Source organism: Bifidobacterium pongonis (assembly GCF_019331805.1).
In the GTDB taxonomy this organism is placed as follows: Bacteria; Actinomycetota; Actinomycetes; order Actinomycetales; family Bifidobacteriaceae; genus Bifidobacterium; species Bifidobacterium pongonis.
Window position 1 is genome coordinate 25,669 of the sequence record NZ_JAHBBE010000001.1, and the last position, 20,375, is coordinate 46,043.

Consider the following 20,375-nt stretch of genomic DNA (forward strand, 5'->3'; position numbering starts at 1 on the left):
CCCTTTTCGCAAGGGCAAGACGATAAGAGAGGGAGGTAGACATGGATACCGGAAATGCCGCATGGATATTGACTTCCGCGTCCCTGGTTTTCCTCATGACGCCGGGTGTGGCGTTCTTCTACGGAGGCATGGTTCGCGCGAAGGCCGTTCTGAACATGATGATCATGGAGGCTGCGGCGCTGTCCGTCACCATGGTGATCTGGGTGTTCTGGGGTTGGTCGATCGCGTACGCCGGCAAGTCCATCGGAGGTATCTTCGGCGACCCTGCCAGCGGTTTCCTGCTGAAGGATTCCATGATCGCCAAGGACGGTGTGTTCACCTCCACCGGTTTGAACGACAACAAGTACCCGGTGAGCATCGACGTGGCGTTCCAGGCCGCGTTCGCCATGATCACCGTCGCGCTGATCTGCGGTGCCATCGCGGAACGTGTGAAGTACAGCACTTGGATGATTTTCGTGGCGCTGTGGGTTACGTTCGATTACGCGCCGCTCGCCCACATGGTGTGGAACGGCGGTCTGCTGAGCGCGGATGGCGCGATCTCCCAGGCTATCGGTGCGCAGGCGCATGATTTCGCAGGTGGTACGGTCGTCCATATCAACGCCGCTGTCGCCGCTTTGATCATCGTGCTGATCATCGGCAAGCGTAAGGGCTTCGGCACGCAGCCGTTCCGCCCGCACAATGTTCCGTTCGTCATGCTTGGCGCCTTCCTGCTGTGGTTCGGCTGGTTCGGCTTCAACGCCGGTTCCGCGTTCGCCGCCAATGGCACCGCGGGCTACGCTTGGGTGTCCACTTCCGCCGCCACTGCTGCCGCAATGCTTTCCTGGGGCTTCACCGAGAAGATTCGTACCGGCCATTACACCGCCATGGGCGCGGCTTCCGGTATCGTCGCCGGTCTGGTCGCCATCACTCCGGCCGCCGACGTGGTTTCCCCGCTGTGGGCTGTGGTGCTCGGCGCGATCGCCGGTGTGCTCACCTGCCTGGCTTGCGGTTTGAAGTTCAAGCTTGGTTACGATGATTCCCTTGATGTGGTCGGCGTGCATGGCGTGGGCGGTTTCACCGGCACCATTCTCATCGGCTTCTTCGGTGAGGGCACCGGTCTGCTGGCCGGCGGCGATTGGCGTCAGCTGGTCGTGCAGCTGCTCGTTGCGCTCGTGGCCATCATCTGGTCCGCCGTGATCACCGGCATCATCGCCTTCGCACTGGAGAAGACCATCGGTTGGCGCGTCACCGAAGCCCAGGAGGTCGGCGGTATCGATCTCGCCGATCAGGGCGAACGCGCATATGATTTCGCTGGTACTGCCAGCTCCGTTCTCAAGGAGGTGAGGTGAGATGAAGCTCATCACCGCTATCATCCAGCCGCATAAACTCGATGAAGTCAAGGAAGCCCTTGCGGCGGCGGGCGTGCACGGCCTGACCGTTTCGGAGGCCAACGGGTATGGTCGTCAGCGCGGCCACACCGAGATCTACCGTGGCGCCGAATACACCGTCGATCTGATTCCGAAGATCCGCGTCGAGGTGCTGTCCGACGACGCCGATGCGGAGACGCTGGTCAGCGTGATCGTCAAGGCCGCGGGCACCGGCACGATCGGTGACGGCAAGGTCTGGGTCGCTCCGCTGGATTCCGTGACCCGCGTGCGTACCGGTGAAACCGGTTCCGCCGCGATCTGATCCGCGATTCGCGAACGCTTCGAAATGATATGAATCCCCGCATGTGAGCCGGTCTCCATGCGGGGATTCGTGTACTCGGAGCGGATTGCGAGGCTGCGGATTGCGAGGCTGCGGGTTGCGCAGGGTCGCCGATCGCGCACGACGCGCACATGGAAGTGGAAAGAAAGGGATGATGGGCGATGACTTCGGCGGTTGACGGGTTGAAACGGCGGTTCATGGAGATGAGCCGCGCCGATGGGGACGGCGTATACCGCGATGGGGCGGCGAAACGCAAGGCCAGAACCGATCTGGCGATGGCGTGCCTGCGTGACCTGTGGGATGAGGCGTGCGAGGCGGTGGAGTTCGACGTGCCGAAGACGGGCGTGGGTTTGGGCGCGGTGGGATCGTTGGCGCGTGGCCAGGTGGGCCCGTGCTCGGATCTCGACCTGGTGCTCATCTACGATGCCAAGGCGCTGAACGACCAGCAATTGAACGCGTTGGCGAACAAACTGTGGTACCCGTTGTGGGATTCGGGGCTTGATCTGGACCAGTCGGTGCGTACGCGCGCGCAGTGCGAGGCGGTCACCGACCATGATCTGCCCGCCGCGATGGGCTGGCTTGACGTGGTGCCGGTCGCGGGGGATACGGAGCTCATCCGCACCACGGCCCTGTCGATTCTGGAACGCTGGCGCAAGGCGGCACGCAGAAGGTTGCCCGAACTGCTTGACTCCGCGAAAAGCCGGTTGGATGAATTCGGCCGCATGGAATACCTCAATCAGCCCGACATCAAGGAGGCGCGCGGCGGTTTGCGCGATTCGGTGCTGGTGTCGGCGCTCGCGGCCTCATGGCTGGCGGATCGCCCGCACGGGCGGTACGACGATGCCGTCGAACGTCTGCTCGACGTGCGTGATTGCATTCATCTGGTCGCGGGCAAGGATGCGAACCGTTTGCTCGCCCCGTACCAGGCCGATGTCGCCGCGATGCTCGGCTTGGCCGACCCGACCCTGCCGGAGGGGGAGCGCGAGGCGAAATCCATCGACGATCTGCAGACGCTGCTGGCCCGGCTTGGCCGCAGCATCGCGTTCTCCCTTGACGCCACCGCCTCCCGTGCGGGCCATTCGCTCACGCATGAGAAACCGCGTTTCGCTTTCTTCCAGTTGGCCAAACCGCGCTCGCACGGCAAGCGTGAGGCACCGAAATTCGAACTGCTCGCCCCCGGTATCGCCAAGCATGAGGGCGAGGTTGTGCTCGCCCCCGGCGTGGACCCTGCAGCCAGCGCGACCCTCGCCTTGCGTGTTGCCGTCGCGGCGGCGGAGTCCGGGCTGCCCATCGCGCCGGGAACCTTGAATAATCTGCGCCGTTGCCCGATCCGCGACAGCGTGTGGGATAGCGAATCGCGTGAACTGTTCGTGCGGCTGCTCGCCTGTTCCGATTCGCTGCTCACCGTCTGGGAGGAGCTTGATTTCGTGGATATTCCGGGCCGTTGGATTCCCGAATGGCTGGGCGTGCGCAACCGTCCGAGTGCGTCGGCGGCGCACCGGTACACCATCGACCGGCATATGGTCGAAGTGGTTTCCCGGCTGGGGCGCATGTCGCCGAGCGGCGTGCCATACAGCGACGAACGGTATCACGCGCTGCTTCTGGCCGGCATTCTGCACGATATCGGCAAACGTCCGGGCGTCGCCGACCATGCGGCCGAGGGCGCACGTCACGCCAATGCGATTCTCAAACGTATGGGGTACAGCGAGGAGACGGTGTGGTGGGTGACGTTGCTGGTGCGCGAGCATCTGACGCTGTCCGATTTCGCCACGGGGAAGAACCCGAACGATCCGACGGTGGGCGACGATCTGGCGACGTGCGTCGACCATGACCCGATCCTGTTGGATATGCTGTTCGACCTCACACGCGCCGACGGTTCCTCGTTGGGCGCGACGGCGGGCGAAACCATAAGCAAACAGTACGGTTGGAGCAGATGGCGGGAGACCTTGGTGCGCAACATGTATGCGGCCGCACGCTACCACATGTGAACGGAACGTCTGAAACCGTTGGAAAATGGCGGTTTCAGGCGAGCGTCGATCGTTCTACCATGAATCCGCCGGTTGCGCAACCCGGTCATCCGCGGTGGAAAAGTTATCCTCATGTTGTCCACAAAGTTATCCCCAATATGTGGATAACGTAAGACGTTATCCACACAGTTATCCCCGAAATGTGGATAACTCATTTTTCTATCCACATTGGCTCCCCGCGCGTGTTGCGAACACGTCGAACCCCGTTCAACCCCCGTTCACTTTCGCACACGATCGGTGTTCGATTCCGTACACGCAACGTGCACCCATCCCAACGCCCCGCAAGCAGCTCGGGCACCTCTCCTATACTGGGGAATCATGGCTCAGGAACCTTGGGAAGACGACGTTCACGACAACGCAAGCGGCGGTACGCGCAGATTCGACGACCGCGGCGGCAATTACGTGCCCGGCAGGACGGGCAGCCCGGTGAGGGACGCGCTGTTCGACCGCGTGCCCCCGCATGACGACGATGCGGAGATGGCCGTGCTCGGCGGCATGCTGATGAGCAAGGACGCCATCGGCGAAGTCAGCCAGATGATCGAGGTCACCGACTTCTACCAGCCCAAGCACCAGACCATCTACGAGTCCATCATCAACCTGTTCTCCGCGTCGCAGCCGGTGGATGCCGTGCTCGTCGCCAACGAACTGCTCAAGCACGGCGACCTCGACAAGGTCGGCGGCGTCGACTACCTGCATTCGCTCGTCGCCTCCGTGCCCACCGCGGCCAACGCCACGTACTACGCCGAAATCGTGCACCAGCGCGCCATTCTGCGCAACGTGATCGCCGCGGGCACCAAGATCGCGCAGCTCGGCTACTCCGCCGAAGGCTCGCAGGCCGAAGACGTCGTCAATCTCGCGCAATCCGAGGTCTACGAAATGTCCGTGGGCAAGGTGCGCCAGGACTATACGGCCATCGGACCGGTGGTGCACGACGCGCTCGACCAGATCGACCAGCTGCAGCAGGGCCTGGTCAACAAGGGCGTGCCGACCGGATTCCGTGACATCGACGACCTCACCCAAGGCCTGCAGCCCGGCCAGATGGTCGTCGTCGCCGGCCGACCCGCCATGGGCAAGTCCACGCTCGGCATCGATTTCGCCCGTTCCGCCGCGCTCCACCACCACATGACCACCATCGTGTTCAGCTTGGAAATGAGCAAGGTGGAACTCGCGCAGCGCATCATCTCCGCCGAAACCGACATCCCCCTGGGCGCATTGCGCCGCGCCGACGAGATCACCTCCGACCGTTGGGCCACGCTCAACAACTTCTGGTCGAAACTCGACGACGCCCCGCTGTTCATCGACGATTCGCCGAACATGTCGCTGATGGAAATCCGCGCGAAATGCCGCCGACTCAAGCAGACCAACGACCTCAAACTCGTCGTGATCGACTACCTGCAGCTCATGTCGTCCGGCAAGCAGGTGGAAAGCCGCCAGCAGGAGGTCTCCGACTTCTCCCGTGCGCTCAAGCTGCTCGCCAAGGAGCTTGAAGTGCCGGTTGTGGCGCTGAGCCAGCTGAACCGTGGCCCGGAAATGCGCAACGACAAGAAACCGCAGCTGTCCGATCTGCGTGAATCCGGCTCGATCGAACAGGACGCCGACGTGGTGTTCCTGGTGCACAGGCCCGACTTCTACGATAAGGAGGACCGCCCGGGCGAGGCCGACATCATCATGGCCAAGCACCGTAACGGTCCGACCGAAACCTTCCACCTGGCATTCCTCGGTGCGACTTCGAAGTTCAAGGACATGCCGCAGGATTACGCGCAGGGAGTGTGATGCGATGTTCGCAACGGTAGCCATAGGACGAGGCGTGCGCCATCTCGCACGTCTGACACGACACGGCGGCAGTGCGCTGCCGGGCAAGGTGGTCGAACGCATCGACCCCGGATTCCTCGCCCGCACGCTCGCGCAACTGCCGTACGGTGTGGTGCTGGTCTCCGGCACGAACGGCAAGACCACCACCACGCGCATGGTCGCCTCCATGCTGAGCGATCTGGGATTGCGCGTCTTCACCAACCCCACCGGGTCGAACTTCACGCGCGGCGTGGTTTCCGCGCTGCTCACCGAAGTCAGCCTCACCGGCAAACTCGACGCCGACATCGCGGTATTGGAACTCGACGAGGCCTACGCGGTCCATTTCGTCAAGCAGGTGCGCCCCAAGTACAGTCTGCTGCTCAACGTGATGCGTGACCAGCTCGACCGTTTCGGCGAAATCGACAACACCGCCAGACTGCTCGGGCATGTGGCCGAAGCCACCACCGGAACCGTGGTGCTCAACCGCGAGGATCCGCGCATCGCCGCGCTCGCGGAGAAGGTGCCGCATGGCACGTCCGTGCGCTATTTCGGCCTGGCGGCGGCGCTCAAGCATTATTTCCCGACCGACGACGAGATGAACGCGGCGGCCGTGGAGGCCGTGCGCAACGGCGGGGCCGGGAACGCCGAAAACGGCGTGAACGGTACGGCTGCGACTGCGTCCGGCACGGCTGCGACGGCCGCGTCCGCGGCGGCGCCAACCGCCGAACACTGCGCCGACGTGACCCTCGTGGAGGTGCGCGACCACGCCGCCACCTTCCTTATGGACGGGCGCAACCACGATACGGACGTCAAATTGGAAGGCGTGTACAACCTGTACAACGCCGCGGCGGCGCTGTCCCTCGTGCGCGCGGTGGCCGCCGATGTGCCGGAATCGAAGATGCGCAGCGATGCGGATTCGCTCATCAAGGCGGTATCCGAAGTGACCCCGGCGTTCGGCCGCGGCGAGGTGATCGACGTCAACGGCTCCCCGGTGGAACTGCTGCTGGTCAAGAACCCGATGGGCTTCCGTCTTTCGCTCGCCTCCTTCGCGCCGCAAGGCTGCGACACCATGATCGCCATCAACGACGAATACGCCGACGGGCGCGACATGAGCTGGCTGTGGGACGTGGACTTCACGTCGCTGCGCGAAACCGGCGTCGCCACCGTGTCCGGCGTGCGTGCGTGGGATATGGCGCTGCGTTTGGGCTATGAAGGCGTGCCGGTGGGGAAGGTCGATACCGATTTCGACCAGGCCGTCACCGCATTCGTGACCGCGAACCCCGGCAAACCGAAGCACATGTACTGCACGTACACCGCCATGCTCAAGGCGCGTGCCGTGCTCGGACGAATCACCGAAGTCTCCGATGCGGGGGTGGGCAGATGAGCAAACGAATCGACGTCGTGTCCCTCTATCCGAAGGACATGAACATCTACGGCGACACGGGCAACGTGCTCACCATCACGCGAAGGCTCGGCCTGTACGGCTACGAGCCGCGCGTGCATTGCATCAACCAGGGCGACGAATGGCCCGAACAGGTCGACATGATCCTCGGCGGCGGCGGTCAGGACACCGGTCAGAAGAAGATCATCGACGACCTGTTCGAACGCGCCGACCTGCTGCGCGGGCTCGTCGACGACGGCGTGCCGATGCTCATGATCTGCGGCCTGTACCAGCTGTTCGGCGAATATTTCGAAACCGTGGACGGCACGAAACTCGACGGCATCGGCGCAATCGGCGCATACACCGTGGGCAGCGACGTGCGACGCATCGGCAACCTGGTCGAACATTCCGAGGATTTCGGCGACATCATCGGCTACGAGAACCATTCCGGCCAGACCTTCCTGCGCGAAGGCGTGAAACCGTTGGGCAAGGTCGGCGAAGGCCTGGGCAACAACGGCGAGGACGGCACCGAAGGCGCGCGCGTGCGCAACGTGATCGGCACGTACATGCACGGCTCGCTGCTGCCGAAGAACCCGGCGATCAGCGACTTCCTCATCCGCACCGCAGTGGAACGCCGTTACGGCTCCTTCGACCTGTCGGAACAGTCGGAGGAAGGGCGCGCCGAACTCGCGCGGCTCGACGAATACTGCGCGAAAGCCCGCGAGGTCGCCGCCTCCAGGCCGCGCTGACCCTGACAGCGCCCGGCGTTTGTTCAGAGCTTCCGCGCGACTCGTGCGGTAGTCTAGGGAATAGCGATGCGGTACCCCGCCGCATCCTGCGATAAGCGATACAAGGAGGGCATCATGGCTGATCTCAATCTGGGCGACGGCCTGCGCAAGATCGTGCTGGCGGGCATCGGCGCCCTGGCCACCACGTACGAGAAGAGCAGCGAAATCGTGGACGAACTCGTCAAGAAGGGCGAGCTCACCGTCGAGCAGGGCAAGGCGTTGAACACCGAGCTCAAGCGCAAGGTGACCGAAGCCGTCGACGACGCGAAGGCCACCGCCGAAGCGGCGACCAAGGACGAGGACGAGAAGTCCGAGTGAGCGATTCCGCATCCCAGCCCACCGATTCCACGGTGGATCTTGAGCGAGCCGTGCAGCGGGAAGGGGAAACCTTCTCGCTGTTCGGTTTGCGCCGAGACAGCTTCTCCGAGCGCTACCATCTCACGCGGCGCGGCAAGGCGAAGCGGCTGAAGGAAATCGTCCGCATCGCCAAGCAGTTCGACATCTTCCACGGCCTGACACCGGTCAAAATGCGCCTCATGTTCGAAGCGCTCGGCCCCACGTTCGTGAAAGTAGGCCAGATCCTGTCGATGCGTTCCGAAATGCTGCCGCAATCATTCTGCGACGAACTGTCCAAACTGCGCGCCGACGCCGACCCCATGCCCTACCAGACCGTGGTCGATACGCTGTCGCGGGAATACGGCAGACCCATCGAGGAGATCTTCTCGCGCATCGACCCCAAGCCGTTGGGTTCGGCGTCGCTGGCCCAGGTGCACCGCGCCACGCTCATCACCGGCGAGGATGTGGCAGTCAAAGTGCAGCGCCCCGGCGTGCGCGAAACCATGGCGCAGGACGTGTCGATCATGCGCTCGCTGGCCAAGGTGGCGGCGAAGCTGTTCCCCGACACGCAGATCATCGATTTCAAGGGTGTGGTCGAGGAGCTGTGGGACACCTTCGAGGCGGAAACCGATTCGCTGGTCGAGGCGCGTAATCTCGCCGCGTTCAAGAAATTCTCGAAGCCCTACAAGTACATGGATTGCCCGGCCCCTTACCCGGAGCTGTGCACCGAGCATGTGGTCGTGATGGATTACGTCGACGGCATTTCCGTCTCACACCCCGGCCAGCTGATCGCCGCCGGGTACGACCTCAAGGAGATCGGCACCAAGCTGGTCGACAACTATGCCACGCAGATCCTGGATGAGGGCTTCTTCCACGCGGATCCGCATCCGGGCAACATCATCGTGCGCGGCGGGCAGATCGTGCTCATCGACCTTGGCATGACCGGGCGTTTGGATCAGCGCACCCGCAACGTGCTCAGGGATATGATCTTCGCCGTCGCCAAGCAGGATTCGCCCGCCTTGGCGGACAGTCTGCTGCGTTTCGCCGTCGCCAGCCCGGAGGGCGAGGATTACCCGTCGCTGCTTGCCGACCTCGATATGGTCGTGCAGGAGTTCGGCACGGTCGACTTGGCGGAATTGGACATCGCGGCGTTCCTCGCATCGCTCACCCAGCTTGCGACGCGCCACGGCATCGAGATCCCCAGCAGCATCACCACGGTCGGTCGTGCGCTGGTCACGCTGGAAGGGTTGCTTGACGAGTTCATCCCCAACGTCAATATGATCCAGATCATCTCCGCGCATATCGCCTCCTCGCAAAGCCCCGAGGCGATGGTGAAGAACGAGGCGAAATCGTTGGCCATCGAAAGCCGGCAGGCGTTGCACGACGCGATGGCGGCGCTGACCGAGGTGAAGCACGCCACGCGCATGCTCACCCGCGGCCAGTTGAGGGTGAACATGGAACTCGTCGGCTCGGAGGAGCCGTTCCAGCAGCTGTCGGATATGGTGAACAGGCTGACGATGGCGCTTATCGTGGTCGGCTTGTTCATCGGCTCGTCCATCGTGTACTACGCGGGTATCAAACCGGTGGTATTCGGCATTCCGATCGTCGGTTTCATGGGGTACATCGTGGCATTCACGTTGGGTTGCTGGATCGTGCTCGACATTCTCATCAAGGGGCGCAAGAAGAAACGCTAGCTTCGGCGGCACGCCGTCCCGGCTTCGCCATCGCCTTGTTCGCTCGCGGCTGATTGCGGTGTCGCGCGGGGGTGTGCGGAAGGGCGCGGCAGGCCTTGATATGACTTGGTTTGCCGCATGTTCGGCGTGAGAACGATGGCATGGTTCGGGGGATGTTTTCCCTTGTGCTATTCTGCTGTTGTCGATTCGACGGCCCGTCAATTTCCATTCCGAGAAATGGGTCGTCGCGTATTCCCGTGTCTGATGGAACGTTGCAGCATGTCGAAAGGATCATGATGTTCCCCTGGCGTCCGGTTCGGAACCATCGTCACGCGAAGGGAACCGGCACGGTAGGTAAGGCGGGCGCACGCCCGATCGCCGTCATTGTCGCATTGGCGACGATGATGTGCTCCCTGATTACACCGGCGACCTCCGCGAACGCCGCGGATAGCGGCACCTCCGATCCGTACGTGCAACACATCGTTGCAAACGATGTCAATCCGTCGTCGGTGTCCACCGATTTGTTCGATTATTGGATAACCACGCAGAACGCCAACGACAACACCGACGTCTCCGATCAGGAGAACGCCGGCATCAATAAGGATCATCCGCTCAAATTCACCTACAACGGTTTCGGCGACAGCGACGGCAGCTACATCAACAAATGGACCGGCGATCCGACCTACGTCAGAACCATATCCAACACAAGCAAAGAGACATACAAAGTCAATTACGGCGGCCCGTGGAGCGATTCCTGGAAGACATACTGGAAGAGCGACTATCCCGATTGGACCAAGACGCTCGGCATCGTCAACCGGACACTGACGGACGGATACCCGACGCTCGCCAAAAACAATAAGTCCGGCAAATGGCGCAGCAACGGCGGGACACCCACCACCAAAGGCGACGAATCCCTGGCCTACCTGTTCGACCCGAGAAACACCGAATCCGCGGACTACAAGAAGGCATACCGGGACGTCAACGGTCTGCTGCAGCTGGAAAACGGCTACTACGTCTACGATTCCCAGAAGAACTTCGCCTCGCTCAACACCGCGACCAACAAGATCACGTTGTACGACACCTCTGCGGTGACGACGACAAGCGGCGGACATGACCAGCAGAGCGGCCAGTTCTTCCCCTTCAACACCGCCGATCAGGTGTTCAGAGTCAACACCACCAGCGGCACGCTCAGCTCGAAGGTGAATTCGCGATCCACGCTTTCGGACGGCGTCAGCAGCCTCAACCACTATTTCGGCATGCATTCGCAGGCCTACTTCATCCAGCCGAACGGCGGCACGGTGAACGACGAGCCAATGACCTTCGATTTCTCCGGCGACGACGATGTGTGGGTGTTCATCGACGGCGTGCTCGTGGGCGACGTCAGTGGCCTGCACGACCGACTGCAGTTGAGCATCGACTTCCAATCCGGCAAGGTCACGGTGTCGAACGGCGCCAACTACCCTTCGTGGATCCTTGAACAGTACAAGGACTACGTATTCGACTCGACCACCACGACCATCAGGCAGGCCTTCGCCGACGCCTACGGCGAGGATTCCGAGGAATACCAGAAATTCGAATTCTCCGGTGACACCTTCGCAGACGGCACCTCGCACACCCTGGACTTCTTCTACCTGGAACGCGGCGGCGGCAACTCGAACCTGAAACTCAAATTCAACCTCGCCACGCTTCCCGACAACAACCTGGTGAAAGTGGATCAGCAGGGCAATCGCGTGCCCGGAGCCAGATTCAGGCTGTACGCGGCCAAAAGCGACTACAGTTACACCGACAGCGATCTGCTGAGCGAAGGTGTGACCGACGAGAACGGTTCGTACGTGTTCAAGGACCTCGACACGGACACCCCGCTCAACTTTTCCTCGCTCGCCCGCGACGGCGACGGCGTGACGCATTACGTACTCAAGGAAGTCAGCGCCCCACCAGGGTACCGTGTCTCCGCCGACGTGCGATTGCGCTACCAGGAAGGCGCCACGGGCAACGGCCTGCTGCTGTGCAACGAGGAGCAAGGCAAATGGGATAGCGGCGCATGGTCGGTGCCGCGCGAAACCCTGACGGTGAACAGCGGCAGCACGGTCTACAAGGCGACCAGATACCAGGACGAGACGCCGATCGACCTCGACAAGGGCGGTCGCGCCTTCGCGGTCATCCTGCAACGCGACAAGACGGAAAACGGCACTCCCGCGACCGACTCATGGTATGCGGTGTCCGGCAGCGCGCTCAAAGGTTGGGAACTCTCCAAGGAGAGCGTGGATACCCTCAGCCAGGTGGCCGACCTCGCCAAATCGGATGCGGCCGGCACTACCAGCTACTTCCACTTCTTCACCAAGAATTCGGAGGGCAAATACTCCGCTTCGATCGACAACCTGCCCGGCGACATCTTCACGTACTACAACATGGTGAAACCGGATGAACGGTACAACGCGCTGCACACCGTGGCCGTGTATTACACGACCGCGGACCGCACGGAAGACATGAACGGCGATAACACCGTGCGTCTCGCCTCGGTGGCCGGTTCGAAATACGGCGACCAGTTCATCCGCCAGCACGGTGTGCAGATCGCCGTCACCGACGTGCGCAACGCGCCGATCGTGCAGAAAGTCGACGAGGACGGCAATCCCGTTGAAGGCGCGACCTTCGGCATCTACGCGGAAAGTCAGACGGACAAGGCGCAGGACGGTACCGTGACGCTCAAATCGGACGCGGAACCCATGCAGACCTGCACGACGAAGGACACGGACTACCCGTTCCCCATGGACGGTTCGTGCATGTTCGGCATGAAAGCCAACGGTGTGACGTTCGACAACGGCACGTACTACATCAAGGAGATGAAAGCCCCGGCCGGCTACGAGACCAACGGCACGCTGGCCAAAGTGCTCATCACCGACGACGGCATCTACGCCGACGCGGGCACGGAGGATGACGGCATATCCACGGTGACGCACGTCGGCACGCTGAACCAGTCGCTGTACCAGTTCGCCTCGAACCGTGACGTCAACCGCACGCTGTCGGATCTCATCGTGACGCAGAAACGCTGCGAAACCGAGCAGTGCGTGACCGATCGCAAGTGGGAGACCACCAGCAAATCCGTCAAGGTCACCTGGAAGCTCAAGCAGGATAAGGAAGGCAAGAGCGTCGGCGGCTACTGGCTGGCCGACGAAAGCAACATGACCGACAACGGTTTCGCCAACACCACCGGTTGGACATGGCTCGGCGTGAAACAGAACCTTGACGACGATCTGGGCGGTATGGGCGTGAAATTCTCGCTCAAGGATTCCGATTTGGCGCACCTGTTCACCGGCGCGACCATCGTGCGCGTGACCGACAAGCGCAAGCCCAGCCTCACGATCACCAAGAAGGCGAGCGTCGCGGAAGGGTACGAAGGGCCGACAAAAACTGTGGACGGCAAAACCGTGTCCGCGCTCGACGACCAGCAGTTCCCCTTCAAGGTCGTGCTGAAGGGTGCCGATGAGAACGCCTTGAAGCAGGACGGCACAACCTTCTACTATCACGGTTCCATCACCGGTGGAAGCGACGGTACGACGAGAAGCGTGGTCATGAAGCTTGACGGCATCGCGGCCAGCGGCACCGGTGCGCAAGGCGAACTCAAGCTGTGCACCGCCACAGTCACCAGCGAATCCACTGCTACCGACGAGGAACGCTGCGCGACCACTGCGACCATCACGTTGCGGAACAATGAGACGTTGAGCATCGCCAACATCACGGACGGCGTCTCCTATGCGGTCAGCGAGCCGACCGATGCCAGAGATGCGCCCGTGCCCGAAGGATTCAAACAGATCGGCGCGACCGGCGACACCGGCACGATCACACGCGCCGGCGGCACCCAAAAAGCGGTGTTCTCCAACCAGTACGGCGGCATGACGACCGACCTGCAGGCCAGCGACTTCATCACCGTGCGCAAAACCGTGAGCGGCACCGCATGGAACGACGATTTTGCGTTCCGCTTCCATCTGGAAAGCGACAACGATGCGCCCATGCCCGGCTGCGACGGCATCACCGATACTGCGGTCTGCTCGACCGGCACGGATAGCGCGACCGGCGACGCCGTCATGGACAAGGTGCTGAACTCGACCACCGGGCAGAGCGTGACGGGTACGGCTGCCAGCCGTGACATGACCTTCGGCACGATCACCTACAGCAAGCCGGGAACCTACACCTACCGGCTCACCGAATACACGCCGACCGCCGCGGACAAGAGCCTGTACCAGCAGTATTTCAGCTATTCCAATGCGGTCTACGAGGTCGCCGTGACCGTCGCAGTGCAGGACGGCAAGCTTGTGGTCACCGGGGTCAGCGTCAAACAGACGCGCAACGACGCCGGTTTCGCCGCGAATGGCACCGCCGTGGACGCGAAGGGCAATCCTGCGGAATTCACGAACACGTTCAGCACCGATCCGCGGTACGTGAGCTTCAAAACGCATAAAACCTACACGGAGAACGGCTACGCCTACCAGGCTGGCATGTTCGCCTCCACGCTCAAGCCCGTGGCGAGTGCGCAGACGGCCAATGTGACGTTGGGCGATACAGTGAGTATGGCGGGTGTGCTCGCTGCAACCGGCAGCGTGACATGCGGTTCGGATGCCGCATCCACGTCCTGTGCGCCGATGCCCCAGCAGAGCGGCGGTACGTCGCTGACTTCGGTGGACGCCGCATTCGACGCGAACTACGCCGGTACGTTCCCGAGCATCGCCTTCGAGGCAGGGAATGCGAACAAAACGTATTTCTATGCGATTTCCGAGAAACGGCATACGGCCGCCGACAGTTCCAGTCAGGGCGACAACGATCCGGTGAAGTACGATTCCACCGTGTACGTGGCCGCGGTGACGGTGAGCACGCGAACCGATACGGGCGCTACAGCGGGCGCTACGACGGGCACGACGGTAGTGGACGCCGACGTGACGTATTACAAGGCCGATTGCGCCGATTTGTCCGAGTTGCCGACGGCGACCCTGACCAAGGTGACGGCTTCCGATAACGGCACGCCGTTGAACTTCACGAACTCGTATACGGCGGATTCGGTGACGGCACAGCCGCAGGTGCGCAAGACGCTGACCGGCCACGACTGGTCCAGGTTCTCGTTCGATTTCACGCTGTCGGCCGCGGATGATGCGACCCGTCAGGCCATTGCGGACGGCGACGTGGACTGCACGGACACTGCTGAGGGCTGCCTGGCGGACGGCAAGTCGATGGAGGCGAAGGTCACGGACGGCACCACCGGTTCGGCGGCCGGCACGTCGATCACGAAGGCCTTCGACACATTGCGATTCAACCGTGCCGGAACGTATACGTTCACCATCGCGGAAACCAAAGGCGATCTGGGCTACATCGACTACGACACGCATCGGGCCACCGTCACCTTCACGGTCAGCGATTTGGATGCGAACGGCAAGCATTGCGGCGAACTGCAGGTCACCACGGTGTACGACAATGCGCGGGCGACCACGGAGAGCGACCGGAACGCCACCGATGCGGCGGCGTTCACCAACGGTTATCAGGCGCGTCTGGCATACACCGGTTTCGACGTGCAGAAAATGCTGTTGAACAAGAACGCAGGCACCACACGCAATCTTCGCGCCGGCGAATTCACCTTCACCATCGAAGGCGCCGATGACGAATCGAAACAGCGTATTTCGGGCGGCAGTCTCGTCAAGGACCGTGAATTCAGCAATGCGGCCACCACCAATGCCACGGAATCGAAGGGCCAAGGCCCCGAGAACCAAGGCAAGGCGACCGATCTCATGGTCGGCAAGCTCGCCGGTTCCATCGATACGGACGGCACCGAACATGGTCTGGTGTTCAACCAGACCGACGCAGGCAAAACATACCGGTTCATCATCAAGGAGCTGCCGCGGCACACCATCGACGGTTCGACGAATACGACGCCCGACGATGTGTCCGACAATCCCATCCCCAGCGGTGATAATAAGGGCGATGTGCGCATCGACAACGTCTGGTTCAAACAGACGCAGTACATGGCCGAAGTCACTGTGTATGACAACGGTGACGGCACCATGTACACCGTGACGAAGGCGTTGAAGAAGGATGGCAATGACGCGAAGTTCCGCGACTACACCCAAGGCAGTCCGACCGCGACCGCGGGCGTCGTCGACGGCGAAACGAAAACCGACCGACTGACGGGTTGGGTGTTCGGCTTCGCCAACACCTACGAAGTGCTGTCCCCGGCCTCCATCAAGGCTTCGTCGCCGCTGTACAAGCAGCTCATCGGGCGGCAGTGGAATGCAAGCACGACGTTCACGTTCACGGCCAGGAGGTGCAACTACAGTACGGAGACTTCCGCGAACACGCTGAACTTCACCATCGACGGCGGCACGATCGGCTGCACCGCGAACGCCACGACGCTCGCGGTGCTGCCCGTCCCATCCTCGGATGAGGTTTCGGTGCGCGGCGGATCGACGTTGGTGGACGGCATCTACGGCGTGGTGACGTTCGGATCGTTCACCTTCTCGAAAACCGGCACCTACGTGTACGAGGTGAGGGAGAAGACCGTCGACATCGCGGACATCATCTACGATTCGCGCGTGCGGTACGTGCGATTCGTGGTGACCGAAGACCAGGAGAAGGGCGTGCTGTCGGTGCGTGCCAGCACGCCGGGGTATAAGACCTTCGACGGTGCGGCGTTCGTCAACAGGGTGGCCGTGCAGGAACTGCCGTTCACCGGCGGAACGACCATGCGCGGCATACTGCTGGGCGGATTGGCATTGGCGGCGGTGTCGCTGATCTCCTACGGCGCGTACCGGCATTACGCCGAGGCTGCGCGTCGGCGCGGGTATGAGGTGGGCAGAAGCCGAAAGTAGAGGCGGTTTGCCCGGTTCGGCTTGCGGGTTCGGCTTGCCCGGCTCGGCTTGCGGAAACAAAACGGCGGTTCCTTCCATGTGGAGTGAACCGCCGTTTGACGTGTAATGCGCCGAACCATGAAAGCGCCTGTCGGCGCAAAGGCCGCTCGCAGCGGCAAAAAATGGAGCCCGGGGCTTAAGCACGGCCCGACGCAGATAACAGTATACGCTATTCGAGCTTGCCGCAGCGCCACAGCGCGGCACCATGCTGGAAGTCCTTCGCAGTCACGCGTATTGCTCGCGGAACAGGTCGTTCGCCGACTTGACCATGAGGTCGGATTCGCCGCGTTCCCGGGCGGTGCGTGCCAGCTCGTCGGTTTTGAGGAACAAGGCGAACCGGTGCTCCTCATAGCCGGGAATGAGCTTCGCCCTGCCATGCAGCGTGGCGATGGTTTCGGCCACATTCACATCATTGCGCCATTTGCACTCGCCCAAAAGGATGCGCCCCGCTTTCGGATCAGCAGCGATGACATCGATATCGGCCTGAGCTTTGGCCGCCGGGTCGGCGCCCCACCAGTGGCCGAAATTGGTGGCCAGGAAGGGGAGTTCGGCTTTTGAATTGGTGCGATGCAGCCACTGCAGGCAGACGTCTTCGAAACGCTGCCCCACGTAAGTGTCCAGCGCGGGGCCGAACACCGTCGCCTTGGCTACGAGTTCCCCGTCGCCGTTCTCTATGGAAAGCAGATTGGGGCTGACGAAGCGGTACCAGAAGGCGAAGAACGGATCGCGTATCTTCCACAGACCCTTGCGCGAGCGTGCGGGGTCCGCACCGAAAGGAATCTGACGTTCCACTAATCCGAGATCGGTGAGTACCGCGAGGTATTTGCCGATGGACGAAGGGGCGATGCCTGCCTTGTCCGCTATGGCATTCTGCTTGGTTTCGCCTTGCCCCACCGCGTCCATGACCGAGTTGTAGGTGGCAGGATCCCGCAGCTCTTGGCGCATGAGCATGGCGGGCTCCTCATAGAGCAGGCCGCTGGTGTTGAACATCAGGTCGATGACATTGCGTTCGTAGCCGAGTTCCGGCCTGATCTGCGCGAGATAGTACGGGGTTCCGCCGAAGGTGGCGTAATAGCGGATCGCGTCCTCGGCCGGCACCTGGCCGAGCATGGCGCGGGCGTCGAAGGCATCGAAGGGGGCGAGGCGCATCTGGCCGGTACGGCGCCCATATAACGGGCTTTTATACCCCAGAACCTCGCTTTCCATGAATCCCTCATTGCTGCCGCACAGAATGATCATGAGGTTGAGGTTCTTGAGCCTGTGATCGATGACGATCTGCAGCGAGGAAGGGAGTGAACGTTCGCTCATGGCGGCGTAGGGGAATTCGTCGAATACGAAGAGGAACCGTTTTGGCTCCTGCGCCGCGCGATCGGCGAGGAAGTCCAGCGCGTCTTGCCAAGAAGCGAGCGTCGGCATGGAATCGGGCAAACCGAAGAAGGCGTACATGGTGCGGCAGAAATCGCGGAGGTTGTTCGCCGAGGTCTGCTGGCGCGCCGTGAAATACAGTGTGCGTTTGCCCTCGGCGAATTCGTCGATCAGTGTGGTCTTGCCCACGCGGCGGCGTCCCAGCATCACCATCATCTGGAACGAATCGCGTTTCCACATGCGTTCCAACGATTGCAGTTCACGGGTCCTGCCTACGAACATGCCCCGAGCCTCCCTATTAATAAGATACTCTTCGGTAAGATACTCATGAGTATCTTACCGAAGAGTATCTTAGGTAGCCAAATTGGATGCGAAGCGGCCTTCCGGCGGTTACGGTGCGATGAGCGGTGACGGGTTGTGATGGGTTGTGATGAGCCGCGATGAACGGATTACGCGGTGCGTACGCTATTCGAGCTTGCCGCAGCGCCACAGCGCGGCGCCATGCTGGAAGTCCTTCGCCGTCACGCTCAGATTGCCCGCGGTGTGCAGCAGACGGGCCGCCTTCGTGCGGATCTGCTTCTCCGATTCCGGGTGCATTTGCGCGGCCTTGGCCGTCATATACTTCGATTCGATACGCAAGCCGAGCACCACCACTTCGACGAACGCGGCGGCACGATCCAACGCCATGGCGAAGTCACCGGTGAACGCGCCGGACAGAATCGAATCCGCGGTGCGTGCGATGGCATCCTCGGTCGGTGCCTGATCTACGCCGGCGATGGCGGAAGCGCTGGTCGCGACGGGTTCGCCCACGCGCCACAGGCGTGCGATACCGTCGCGGTGCGTGCGCATCCACGTGCGTAGCAGATACAGTCGCCACAGGATGCCGGGCAGTGAATCCGGTTCGGCCTTGCTCCACAGTTCGGCGATCTCGTCGACGCCGACGGTTTCCACCAGCGTGAGCACGCGACGCACCACTTCGGGGTCTTCGCTGTGGCGCACACGGTCGAGCAGGGCTGCTGCGGACAGGTGACTGATTTCGCTGATATCCTGCGGATCCATGCCGCCGGCGATGTTCTCCGCCACGGCGGGACTCAACTGCGCCGGACGGGCCGGGCGCAACGCACCGAGCTGCGTGGGGGAGAAGCTTGTGCCGGATGTGCGCAGGGATGCGAATCCTACGCCGTTCGCGCCGTAACGCGAGGCGCGTGCGGCCGCTGCGGCCGCGGAGGAATTCGAGGAGCTAGGGTTTGCAGGTCTAGTAGACAAGCGGTACCACCTTTTGCAGATCGATGATGGTGAGGGTGCCGTCGCGGTTCGGGACGGCGAATACGGCCAATGCCGTGCCAGTGGGCATGTAGGGGGATTTGGCGATAAGCCGTTTGGCGAGCGAGCGCGAGGCGCACAGGCCGCGCATATGATCGAACATGCCGCCGATGACCGGGCGGTGCATGCAGATGGCGGTCGGCGTGCCAGTGCGGGCGGCGTTCAGCATTTCACCGTAGAAGCAATCCCAAGCAGCCTTGGGGTTTTCGGCGAACGCATCCTCGGTGAGCTGGGGCAGATGGATGATCTTCTGCTTCGTCTGCCAGGAGAACATGTCCATGGTTTCCAGGCAGCGCGTCCACGGCGATGAGGTGAGACGCTTGGGATTGAAGCAGGCCAGCTCGTAGCTGAGCGCGAACGCGCAGGCGGCGCCGTGCGGCGTAATCGGGCGGTGCGCCTCCTCGCCCCTCCACGCCTTGCGGGCTTCGGCCTTGCCATGGCGGACCACCAGGAACGGTACGGCCCGGTCGGCACCTTCGGCGATGCGGTTCATGAACACCGCGAGCAGATCCTTATCGGTGGAATGGGTGAGCTTCTTGCGGGCCTCGGAGGGGGTGAGCCACAGCACCGAATTGATTTCGCCCACGTCGGCGCGATGCACGGGGCCGAGCGCCGCCGCACGGTCGCGATCCTCCTCCACGCTGATCGGCGTGGCCATCCAGAACATCACATGCTTGAGCACGGACGCGGAACTGTTCGACTTGCGGTGCTTCTTGCCCTCGTCGCTCAACGGGTATGCGACATCGTCCAAATATGGTCCGAGCACCACCGGCATGCCGGTTTCCTCGCCGATCTCGCGCACTGCGGCATGCCTGTGCGATTCGTTGGCGTCGAGCTTGCCTTTCGGCCAACTCCAGTCGTCGTACTTGGGGCGGTGCACCAGGCACACCTCGATTTCGCCGGGTTCGCCGTTTTCGCCTGCGCGTCTGCGGTATACGATGCCGCCGGCGGCCTCAACAATTCGTCTCATGATCTTGCCTTCTGTTCATGATTCCATGATTCGGGAATGGCCTGCGTCAGCGCCGTCCGATTCAGCTGTTCGGTAACAAGGGAAGAGCCCGGTCTCCCGGGCTCTTCCCTACGCATGGCGCTGTTTCACAACCATTGCAGCGGCTGCC

The 20,375-nt window shown here is 62.2% G+C and carries 12 protein-coding genes; 9 read left to right on the plus strand and 3 right to left on the minus strand.

The window, feature by feature from the left end; all coding sequences use genetic code 11:
- Positions 1-41: 41 nt before the first annotated feature.
- The 9 genes from KIH75_RS00095 (at position 42) to KIH75_RS00135 (ending at position 16,530) form a co-directional block, all read left to right on the plus strand.
- Positions 42-1,328: an ammonium transporter gene (locus KIH75_RS00095; protein ID WP_219054912.1), complete on the plus strand. Its 1,287-nt coding sequence runs from the start codon at positions 42-44 to the stop codon at positions 1,326-1,328.
- 1 nt (position 1,329) lies between these two features.
- Entirely contained in the window at positions 1,330-1,668 is a 339-nt protein-coding gene (locus KIH75_RS00100) for a P-II family nitrogen regulator (protein ID WP_219054913.1), read from the plus strand.
- A gap of 179 nt (positions 1,669-1,847) precedes the next feature.
- Positions 1,848-3,674 (plus strand): [protein-PII] uridylyltransferase family protein, encoded by a 1,827-nt coding sequence (locus tag KIH75_RS00105; RefSeq protein ID WP_219054914.1) that lies wholly within the window; start codon positions 1,848-1,850, stop codon positions 3,672-3,674.
- A 357-nt stretch (positions 3,675-4,031) separates the two neighbouring features.
- A complete protein-coding gene (gene dnaB, locus KIH75_RS00110; protein ID WP_236027928.1) occupies positions 4,032-5,486 on the plus strand; it encodes a replicative DNA helicase in 1,455 nt (484 codons plus the stop codon).
- Positions 5,487-5,490: 4 nt separating this feature from the next.
- Positions 5,491-6,888, plus strand: coding sequence for a Mur ligase family protein (locus KIH75_RS00115; RefSeq protein WP_219054915.1), 1,398 nt, complete (start codon positions 5,491-5,493; stop codon positions 6,886-6,888).
- The gene (locus KIH75_RS00120) at positions 6,885-7,634 is read left to right on the plus strand and encodes a type 1 glutamine amidotransferase (RefSeq protein WP_219054916.1); all 750 of its coding nucleotides are present in this window, start codon (positions 6,885-6,887) and stop codon (positions 7,632-7,634) included. Before KIH75_RS00115 ends, KIH75_RS00120 begins: the two co-directional genes overlap by 4 nt.
- Positions 7,635-7,748: 114 nt before the next feature.
- Complete coding sequence (locus KIH75_RS00125; RefSeq protein ID WP_219054917.1) at positions 7,749-7,991, plus strand: phasin family protein; 243 nt, start codon at positions 7,749-7,751, stop codon at positions 7,989-7,991.
- Between the two features lie 32 nt (positions 7,992-8,023).
- Positions 8,024-9,703: an ABC1 kinase family protein gene (locus KIH75_RS00130; protein ID WP_338024253.1), complete on the plus strand. Its 1,680-nt coding sequence runs from the start codon at positions 8,024-8,026 to the stop codon at positions 9,701-9,703.
- A 272-nt stretch (positions 9,704-9,975) separates the two neighbouring features.
- On the plus strand, positions 9,976-16,530 hold the full coding sequence (locus tag KIH75_RS00135) for a Spy0128 family protein (protein WP_236027929.1): 6,555 nt from the start codon (positions 9,976-9,978) through the stop codon (positions 16,528-16,530).
- A gap of 264 nt (positions 16,531-16,794) precedes the next feature.
- Here the strand turns inward: KIH75_RS00135 and KIH75_RS00140 are convergent, their stop codons facing one another.
- From KIH75_RS00140 to KIH75_RS00150, 3 genes are all read right to left on the minus strand, one after another.
- Positions 16,795-18,216, minus strand: a complete 1,422-nt coding sequence (locus KIH75_RS00140; protein WP_219054919.1) for an ATP-binding protein — start codon at positions 18,214-18,216, stop codon at positions 16,795-16,797.
- A gap of 183 nt (positions 18,217-18,399) precedes the next feature.
- Entirely contained in the window at positions 18,400-19,200 is an 801-nt protein-coding gene (locus KIH75_RS00145) for a hypothetical protein (protein WP_219054920.1), read from the minus strand.
- Positions 19,190-20,227: an NUDIX hydrolase gene (locus KIH75_RS00150; protein WP_219054921.1), complete on the minus strand. Its 1,038-nt coding sequence runs from the start codon at positions 20,225-20,227 to the stop codon at positions 19,190-19,192. Before KIH75_RS00150 ends, KIH75_RS00145 begins: the two co-directional genes overlap by 11 nt.
- Between the last annotated feature and the right edge of the window lie 148 nt (positions 20,228-20,375).